This window comes from Trinickia sp. Y13 (assembly GCF_029522115.1).
Classification (GTDB): Bacteria; Pseudomonadota; Gammaproteobacteria; order Burkholderiales; family Burkholderiaceae; genus Trinickia.
In genome coordinates, this window is record NZ_JAKWFK010000001.1 from 695855 (window position 1) to 705350 (window position 9496).

The 9496-nt window shown below is 59.8% G+C and carries 4 protein-coding genes and 2 pseudogenes; 5 read left to right on the top strand and 1 reads right to left on the bottom strand.

The window, feature by feature from the left end:
- Nucleotides 1-67: 67 nt before the first annotated feature.
- From MMB74_RS03030 to MMB74_RS03050, 5 genes and pseudogenes are all read left to right on the top strand, one after another.
- Nucleotides 68-4786, top strand: a complete 4719-nt coding sequence (locus tag MMB74_RS03030) for an RHS repeat-associated core domain-containing protein (protein WP_277427096.1) — start codon at nt 68-70, stop codon at nt 4784-4786.
- Between the two features lie 109 nt (nt 4787-4895).
- Nucleotides 4896-5632, top strand: a pseudogene (gene istA, locus MMB74_RS03035) (IS21 family transposase); the annotation flags it as partial.
- Nucleotides 5633-5647: 15 nt separating this feature from the next.
- Nucleotides 5648-5869 (top strand): annotated as a pseudogene (locus MMB74_RS03040) (reverse transcriptase domain-containing protein); the annotation flags it as partial.
- Nucleotides 5870-6106: 237 nt separating this feature from the next.
- Nucleotides 6107-6472, top strand: a complete 366-nt coding sequence (locus MMB74_RS03045) for a type II toxin-antitoxin system RelE/ParE family toxin (RefSeq protein ID WP_277427097.1) — start codon at nt 6107-6109, stop codon at nt 6470-6472.
- Complete coding sequence (locus MMB74_RS03050) at nt 6465-6794, top strand: XRE family transcriptional regulator (protein ID WP_277427098.1); 330 nt, start codon at nt 6465-6467, stop codon at nt 6792-6794. The genes MMB74_RS03045 and MMB74_RS03050 overlap by 8 nt, the downstream gene beginning before the upstream one ends.
- A gap of 1029 nt (nt 6795-7823) precedes the next feature.
- Here the strand turns inward: MMB74_RS03050 and MMB74_RS03055 are convergent.
- Entirely contained in the window at nt 7824-9263 is a 1440-nt protein-coding gene (locus MMB74_RS03055; protein ID WP_277427136.1) for an ISNCY family transposase, read from the bottom strand.
- Nucleotides 9264-9496 lie beyond the last annotated feature (233 nt).

Consider the following 9496-nt stretch of genomic DNA (forward strand, 5'->3'; position numbering starts at 1 on the left):
GACTTACGACCCGCTCAAGCAAACGTTCTCATCCAAGGGCGACGCGATCCATCACGTCAGCGAGGCTGTGAATGCGCTTGCCTCGCTTCAGGGTGCGCCTTCCCAGTTGCTCGATAGCGGCATTGCGCAGATACCGCTGCTAGACAAGATGCCGGGAATGCCGGCCGCAGTCATCGGCGCGGCGCATTTGGGCACGCCGCACGCGCACGATCATCCCCCGAGCGACGGCTTCCCGTTGCCCAGCATCGGCGCGACGATCGGCAGCGGCTGCTTGAGCGTGTTGATCGGGGGCCTCCCAGCCGCGCGTGTGACCGACATCGGCATCGCGCCGACCTGCTGCGGCATGACGCCATACTTCGACATCCAAACCGGGTCGAGCAATACGTTCATCGGCGGGATGCGCGCGGCGCGCATGGGCATCGATATGACGCGGCACTGCAATCCGATGGGGCATGCGGGGAAGTCCAGCCGAGAAGCAGAAGGAGCGGCGGCGAAAGGTGGTGAAATCGCGACCGAGGCGGCAGATGTATCGAGCCGGGCGCGCGGGATGGGGCGGGCAGGTATGGCGTGGAAGGCCGGTAACGCGGCGATCGGGCCGGGGTCCGGTGTCGCGGGCGCCGCCGACGACCTGTCGCAAGGGGAGGCCGCGGCAGCTGCGATGATGTCTGCCCAGACTGCCGCCGACATGGCGATGATGTTGCTCGGCAGTTTGATGGGTAAGGATCCGGGGATCGAGCCGAGCATGGGCATGCTGTTGAATGGCAATGACACTGTTCTGATTGGCGGATTTCCGATCCCGGATTCGCAAATGATGTGGCATGGAGCGAAGCATGGACTCGGGAAGAAAATAAAAGCCCGAGGAGCCGCTAGGCAGAAAGCGGCCGCCCCATGCCGGAATGGACATCCTGTCGATGTCGTCAAAGGCACCGCCGAGAACGAATTCGTCGACTATGCGCACGCCGTCGCCCCAGTGTTCAGCTGGGAGCGCTACTACTGCAGCGGTTGGCGCAACCAGGATGGAGCCCTTGGCTTCGGCTTTCGCCACAACTTCCAGCACGAATTACGCTTGTTTCGCACACGTGCGCTCTACGTGGACCCATTGAACCGCGAGTATCAATTTCCGCGAAATGAAACCGGGCGCTATGAGGGTTCGTTTGCCGGTTACCGGCTGGAGCAAGGAAACGCATGTCGTTTTGTGCTGTGGCACGAAGTGGCCGGCAAATTGGAGTTCCAACGTCGCGACGAGAAAGACCGGATCGCCCGGCTAGTGCGCCAGATCAAGAACGGAGTCGAGAGCGAATTCCACTATGACGCGGCCGATGCGCTGACCGGCATCTCGCAGACAGACGAGCGCAACTGCGTTCGACATCTGATTCATTTCGCCTATGACAGTTTGCGGCGCATCGTGGAGGTCCTGATGACGCGCCGCGATGGCGCGCGTCATAGCATTGCCCGCTATACCTACACCGATGCGGGATGCTTGGCCACATCGACCGGCCCGCTCAATGCGGCCATGTCCTATGGGTACGACGAGCGGAAAAGGATGATCCGGGAGACGGATCGTAATGGCTTTGCTTTTGGCTACCGGTACGACAGTGAAAACCGCTGTATCGAAACGGTGGCTCAGGACGGGATGTGGCGTGTCACATTCGATTATTGTCCCGGTCGTACGATCGCCACTCACGCGGATGGTGGGACTTGGACGTACTTCTACGACGAGTCGAAAACGGTCAACCGAATCGTCGATCCATACGGCAATGCGCTCGCGCGCGTCGTAGGGGAGGACGGCAGCATCGTGCTTGAAGTCGACGCCGTCGGCCGCGAACTGCAGTGGGTGTACGACGACAACGGTCGCAGCATAGGCCGCATCGATCGCTGGGGGAACTGCTGGCCGCCGAACTCGCAAACGCCGGTGCGCAACCGCCCGAACCGGTACGCGTTGCCTGCCACGCCGCTCGAGCAACAATGGGGCGGGGTTGATCGGCACTTATTGTTGGAGTCGCTGCTGTTGCCAACCGGCGTCGCGCGGTATGCGGCATCGCTCTTCGGGCAGGAGAGGCCAGAAGCAAAGCAGATGGAGGAACGAGATGCGGCCGGCCGGGTCGTGGCGCGTAAAGATGCCGCCGGGCGCGTCGAGCATCTAGTCCGCGATGTCGAGGGCAATGTAGTATGCAAACGCGACCGCGAAGGCGGCGAGTATCACTACTCGATCACGTCGTGGAATCTGTACGAAAGCGCGTGCGATCCGCTAGGCAAGCTTATCCGGTATCGCTATACAAACAAGGCCGAAATCTCGGCGATCATCGATCCCGCCGGCAACGAAAGCGGTTACGACTACGATTTGAGGGGACGGCTCGTTCGCGTCAGGCGTCACGGCGTCGTGCGCGAAACCTACACGTACGATGGCGGCGATAGACTCGTCGAGAAGTGCGGCGCCGACGGCGAATGGCTGCTGCGCTTTGAGATCGGCGATAACGGGTTGCCGAGCAAACGCGCGTTGAAGAGCGGCGAGACGCATCACTATCAGTACGACACGCAGGGAAACTTTACAAACGCATCCACCGACCGGTTCCACGTGATGCTCGATTGGGACGCGAACGGTCGAATCGTTTCCGACCGACGCGATGGCTTAGGCGTCGAACATAAATACGCAAACAAGAAGCGTTCGAACACGACGTGGTTTGAGCGCTTTGCTGTGAGCTATGAGCCGAGCGGCCAAGGTGAAACCGTGATCCGCACACCAGCGGGGGGCATACACCGGATCTCGCGCGCGTCGGATGGTAGCGTGCTGGTGCAATTGGGCAATGGCACGAATATGCTACGCCGGTTCGACGCCGACGGCAGATGCGAAGGGCGCATCGCGTGGCGGGACGATCAACCCGAACATTTTCAGGCGGCACAATACATTTACAGTGCAACCGGCGAGTTACGCGCGATCGCGAGCACATCGGGCGGTGTGATCGAGTATCGGTACGATGCGGCGCACCGGTTGATCGGGGAGTGGCGGTCCGGGTATCCGACACGCCAATTCGCCTATGACTGCGCGGGTAATCTGATATCGACGCCCGAATGCGCATCGATCCGCTATCTTGAAGGAAACCGCCTAGCAGGTGCATCGTCGGCGCGGTTTCGTTATGACGATCGCAATCATCTCGCCGAACAGCTCGATGGCAACGGCTGCCGCACGACTTATTCATACAACAGCATGGGTCTGTTGACCGTTGTCGAGCGAAGCGACCGCGCAGAGGTGTGGACCGCCGATTACGACGGGCTCTGCAGGCGAATCTACCAGGGCCTTGGCGCGGCGCGTACGCTTTACTACTGGGATCAAGACCGCCTGGCGGCGGAAATCTATCCGGACGGGCGCGTTCGCTTTTATGTCTACGCGGATGAGTCGGCGCTTGTTCCGTTTATGTTCATCGACTACGCCTCGATCGAGGCTAAACCGCAAGACGGCAACGCGTATTTCGTGGTGACGAATCAAGTGGGCATGCCTGAGTGGATCGAAGGCGTCGGCGGAGATGTCGTGTGGCGTGCGCAAAGCATCGATCCTTATGGCTGGATCGATGTCGCGCCGGGTAATTCGATTACCTATGACCTGAGGTTTGCGGGTCACCATTTCGATCCGGCGACACTGTTGCATTACAACCGGTTCCGAACCTACTGCCCGGTCTTGCGGCGTTACCTTCAGTCCGACCCGGTGGGTCAGTCTGGTGGCGTCAATCTCTACGCCTATACGGCAAATCCCCTCGTGCAGGTTGATGTGCTGGGTTTGTCGACGTGTGAACCGGCGGCTAGCAATGAGACGGGCGGACCGGAAGGGCACGCCGTGGAGTCCGCGGGCGAACCGGAGGTCGTTGAAAAGGGCCCGGACGGAAAATACAGGCCGACGGGCGCACGTTACCCGAAACGTCTGATTCATGTACCGGATGCGGAGCGACCTGCGTTCGAGAAAGCGCGCGATGACGCAGACCAGATGAGGGCGGACTTCTTGAAAGCACTGAATGGCTTCCACCGAGTGACGGTGCTCCCGTTCGTGTTCAGGAAGAAAGACGGCTCATATCATGTGGGAGTGGCTGCGAGCAAGGATTGGGACACGATAAAAGCTGATCTGCCGAAGGTGGCAGCGGTTGCCGACGCGGCCAACATTCCTGACGGGCACAGGGTTGCCGGTGCGGACGAGATTCCTGCAGACACATCTTATTCCCGCGTTTCCGGCTACAACCACGAAGAGGCAACTGACCACCATGCGGAGCAACGGGCGCTACGCTGGGCCGACGCGCAGCCGGACATCGACGGATGTGCTTATTTGGCGCCGACAGAGCCGGTGTGCGAGGGATGCATGCTAGCCATCTACAATCGGATTCCCGCCGATTCGAATAAGAAAGCCAAGTTCGATCCAGACCACCCCGACACGCGCGTCATTGCGAAACTGGCGCAGGGGAAAGACTTCTACGATAAGAAGAACCTGCCGCGAGGACGTATCGTGGGCGTTAAGGCCGGGGCTATCGACGACGCCTTTGCTGGGCAATCAGGCGACAAAAAGATGCCTCAAGACGCAAAGCTGCAAGAAGTCGCAAGAAGATGGAAGGTCCCGAAGAAGATGGTGACGCGCTGGGTTCAACAGGAGGGGGCTGTCCACGAGGCGGCCGCGAAACAGCCCGACAAGAACAAGATGCCTAGTGAAGAAGCGCTTAAAGAAACAGCGAAGAAGTGGGAAGTCGAAGAAAAGGACTTGGCGTCATGGGTCAAGAAATTTCTTCGACAACAGAAGAAACTACAATGACATCGGTTCGTACCTGTGTGATGACAGCGGGTCGGTCATTAGCCTCCCGTCGCAGCCATCGAAGCCTCCGGCGCCGAGATCGGCTACCGGCAAGGGCTCGCCGCGCAAGGCCACGTCGACCGTCTCGGGCCTCGAAGTCCATCGCGCCTTGATTGCGTCCTGGCTCGAGCAGAACGTGCCCGGCACCGCGATTCTGGCCGCATTACGGCGCGAGCACGGCTACACCGGCAGCTATTCGTCGGTTTATCGCATGATCGTCTCGATCAACGCCGATCGTCCGCCCGACGCCACCGTGCCGCTGACCTTTGCGCCCGGCGAAGCCGCCCAAGTCGATTTCGGCGCCGGCCCGATGCTGCCCGACGCCGACGGTGTATTCCGGCGCACATGGGCGTTCGTGATGACGCTTGCCTTCTCGCGACACCAGTACGTCGAGTTCGTCTGGGACCAGACGGTCGCGACCTGGCTCGGGTGCCATCGCCGCGCTTTCGAATGGTTCGGTGTGTCCCCACGCGCGTGATCATCGATAACCCCAAGTGCGCGATCACACGGGTCTGCACCTCTGACCCAGTCGTGCAACGCGCCTATGCCGAATGCGCCGAAGGGTACGGATTCCGCATCGATCCTTGCCCACCGGCTGATCCGCCCAAGAAGGGCATCGTGGAGGCCGGCGTCAAATACGTGAAGGGCAACTTCTTGCCGCTGCGCCAGTTCCGCGACTTCACGGATCTGAACACGCAAGCACGTCGTTGGGTCATGCACGAAGCGGGGCGCCGTATCCACGGCACCACCCGCAAAGTACCGCTTGAATTGTTCGAGATCGAGCGGCCGCTGATGCGGGAACTGCCCGCCGCTGCGCCCACCCGCCGGCATGTCCAAGGTGGTCAGCATTGGATGGTGGACATCGATCTGGAGAAGTTCTTCGATCGGGTCGACCATGACGTGCTGATGGCGCGAGTTGCGCGGCACGTGCAAGACAGAACAGTGCTGAAGCTGATTCGCCGCTTCCTAGAGGCGGGGATGATGACCGAGGGGCTGGTACAGGCGCGTACGGAAGGCACGCCGCAAGGCGGTCCGCTAACGCCACCAACAACAGAGCAAACTGCCGCATAAAATGTAGCCTGCCCATTTCGAGGGTGTGTCTGGCGCCCTGGTCCAGAAGCTGTTCCAAGATCAACGCGCTGATGCACGTCGGAGACCTGGATACATTCCCTTGACAGCATATTCCATCGAGGCTATATTTCATATGTGGGCAGAGCGGCCCGCGCCACTAGCAAGGAGAGAGATGATGAAAAAAGGTCGGATTGTCTTCAGGAGGTGGTTATGGGGTGGGAGGTTGAGTATTGCGACGCTTTCGGCGGCTGGTGGGATGGCTTGACGGAGGGCGAGCAAGAGTCCGTTGCGGTGTCGGTGGCGCTGCTTGAGCAATATGGTCCGGCGTTGCGTTACCCGCATTCAAGCGGAATCAACGGATCTCGACATGCGCACATGAGGGAGCTTCGCGTTCAACACGCAGGTCGTCCGTACCGTGTGTTGTATGCATTTGATCCTCGGCGAGCCGCTATTTTGTTGCTAGGTGGCGACAAAACTGGGGATGACCGTTGGTATGACGTGAACGTGCCAAGAGCCGATGCCTTATACGACGAGCATCTGGCTGAGTTGGGGAGTATGGGAGCCGACGATGGCTAAAAAGTTTGCTGAATTGCGGGGCAAGATGTCACCGCAAGCACAAACGCGGGTAGACGCCCGTGTCAAGAAAGTAGTGGACGAAATGGCGTTGAGCGAACTGCGGCGTGCCAGAGGCCTTTCTCAAGAGGCCTTGGCTGTCGTGTTGCATGTGAAGCAACCTAGCATCGCCAAATTGGAGCAGCGTACTGATATGTATATCTCCACATTGCGAACGCATATTGAGGCGATGGGTGGGCAATTAGACATTGTCGCGAAGTTTCCTGAGGGAGCTGTACGGATAGCGAACTTTTCGTCACTGGAGTTCGAGGACAATCATGCTTGATTGCTTAGATAGCTGAGCCGCAGAAAAGCGCGCTGTCTAAAGCGTTCGCGGCTCTGGGATGTTCAGCCGGGGAACCTACAATGAGAAATCCAATTGGGATAGCGCTGTGCGGCTTTTTGAGCATGTATTGCTTGACGGCGAATGCGCAGGCTGTGTATATCGATGCCTCGCAGACAGGGATGCAGTCGAACCGACTAGCGTACGCCTTCAAAGAGAAGCTGAGACGTTCGTCCGCATTAAGGGTGGTCGATGACGTTAAAGACTCCGCGCTGCAAGTGCATCTCAGCTTGATGGACGTCGATCCCAACTCATATGAGACCGCGTATTCAATCGCGTTCACTTTCACACAGCCTGGGTACCCTGGCGGTCTAACGTTCTACGACGGCTCAGCGGTCGGCGTATGCGGGAGCAATCGGATTTCAGAATGCGCCGATAGTTTGGCGGCGCAAACCGACGATTTTGCGACGCAACTGCGAACGTTTGTTCAGCAAGCGTATTCACCGCATAAGAAATAGTGATCACTCGGGGGGGGGCGTAGCGCATTACCAGCTTTGTCGCCAAATGAAGCCGCCGGCCCGGATGACCGGCGGACGACACGTAGCTACGCAATGTCAAGCCGTAGTTGCACGGCGAACTGCCGATCGTTGGTTGACGGCCGCGACTGGATAACAGGCTGCCGTGCCGATGAGCACCGCCTCAATGACCTTGACTCGTTCCAGTTCACGCATGCTCATGGTGATCAGTCCTGAACGAGTCACGGCGATCTCCGGCAGGTCAAAACCCCGCCAGAATGCGCCCAAACCGCTCAACACTGCGACATTTGAACTTTGCCCAGATACGACATTAGAACTTGGTTTCTACACCCGATGTCCATGTCAAAGCCGGATTCAAATGTCCGGGTGCGGGCTAAGTTCAAATGTCCGCTTCCAGCTAATTAGAAATGTCGGGTTCGGCCGTTTGTCGGTTCTCATGGTTCTCGATAGCGGCAGCGTAGAAGGCATGTGGTTGAACGGGCAGGGCGCTCACGCCTCAGACGATCCGTCCAGCAGACCGACGGCCTGGTTTGCGCCGTTGAGGTTGGGTCTGCACGTTCTGCTGCGCCAGTTCTTCGATAACCTGATTCAGATCCTTTTGCGTGAGTTCGCGTTGCTTCTTCGTGCCCGGTGTGCGTTCGGGCGAGCGCACCTCGGCACCCAGGTTCGTGCGCGAGGGCGCGGTGGCAATCCGGCGGCTATCGCGTTGAGCCTGCATCGACTGCGCGACCTGTAATGCGTGGCTCAGGCGTTTGTGTTCAACGATCGCCCCGGCATCCACCTCCGTCAGTTTGTCGTATTCGCGATACGGCAAGGCCCGACCATCGGCACGCAGCTCAATGCGCCCGTCCGGGTATTCCCAGACTTCGATGGTCCGCCCAATGAGCTTGCGATTGGCAACCGTATCGTCGAGCAGATACAGGACCCGGTCGTAACGCACCGTCAACGCTTTGCTCACCTTGCGCGATTCGCGCCACGTCAGCAGCAGATCGAGATTCTCGTCGGTGCGCAGCGGCCGGTGCGCATCGAACTCGCTCCTGGGCGGCTTGGCGAAACGCGCGTTGTAGGCCGCGATGAAGGAGGGCGCATAGGCATTGGCCGCTTCCACCGTGTCGATCCCGCGCAGTCTGAGCTCCTTGACCAGCCGGTCCTGAAGCGTGAGATGCGCCCGCTCCACGCGCCCCTTGGCCGAGCTGCTGTTGGCGCAGAACGTGTCGATGTTCAATTCGTACATCGCGCGCCCGAAGTGCGTCACGCTGTCACCGGTTCCGATCGCCGCCGTCTTGCGAAAAACGCTGTACTTGTCGCTGTAGAAGGCGACGGGTTTGCCGTATCGCTCGATATACGCACGCGTCGCCTCGAAATAGCTGAAGGTCGACTCCGTGGCCGTAAAATGCAGCGTCATCAGCCGGCTCGTCGCGTCGTCGACATACACCAGCAGCGTACAGGCGGGCGCCCGATCCTCGAACCAGCGGTGGTCGCTTCCGTCGATCTGGATCAGTTGCCCCAGGCAAGCGCGGCGCGCCCGCGGCTGATAGACCTTCGGCGGACGTTGCCGGCGCGGAATCCAGAAGCCGGCGTCCGTCATCAGTTTCCTGACCGTCTCCCTGGCCAGGTGAATGCCGTGGCACTCGTCGAGCTTCTCGCAAGCCAAGGTTGGTCCGAAGTCGGCGTAGCGATCTCGGATGATCGCCAGCGCCCGGTTGGCAATCGTGGCGTCCAGCCGGTTATTGCTCGGCTTCGCGCGCCGCCGCGAGACCAGTCCACCCGGACCGTCTTCACGCAGCCGAGCCGCCAACCGTCGAATCTGCCGTGTCGTCAGCCCGAGCCGCTCAGCCGCGCGCCACGGCTTGAGCATGCCTTCGGCCACCGCTTGAATCACCTTGTACCTGTCCAGCTCGCGCATCGTCATCGTGATCCGTTCTGTCGCAGCCATCGAAGCCTCCGGCGCCGAGATCGGCTGCCGGCCGGCGTACGCCACGCCAAAGCGGACATTTGAACTTAGCTAAAAGCGGACATTACAACTTAGCCGCTACAACCCAATGTCAAAGGCAGATACAAATGTCGCAGCGCCAGCTATTTACAAATGTCGTATGTCTCGTTGGTTTGCCGTGCAGGCAGCGTAGAAGAATGAGGGTTGAACGGGCAGGGCGCAGAAGCATCAGGTGG

What these genes read in the sequence shown, in the direction of transcription:
- MMB74_RS03045 (WP_277427097.1), top strand. Translation starts at nt 6,107, where the DNA reads ATGGGGTGGGAGGTTGAGTATTGCGACGCTTTCGGCGGCTGGTGGGAT.
- MMB74_RS03050 (WP_277427098.1), top strand. Translation starts at nt 6,465, where the DNA reads ATGGCTAAAAAGTTTGCTGAATTGCGGGGCAAGATGTCACCGCAAGCA.
- MMB74_RS03055 (WP_277427136.1), bottom strand. Translation starts at nt 9,263, where the DNA reads ATGGCTGCGACAGAACGGATCACGATGACGATGCGCGAGCTGGACAGG.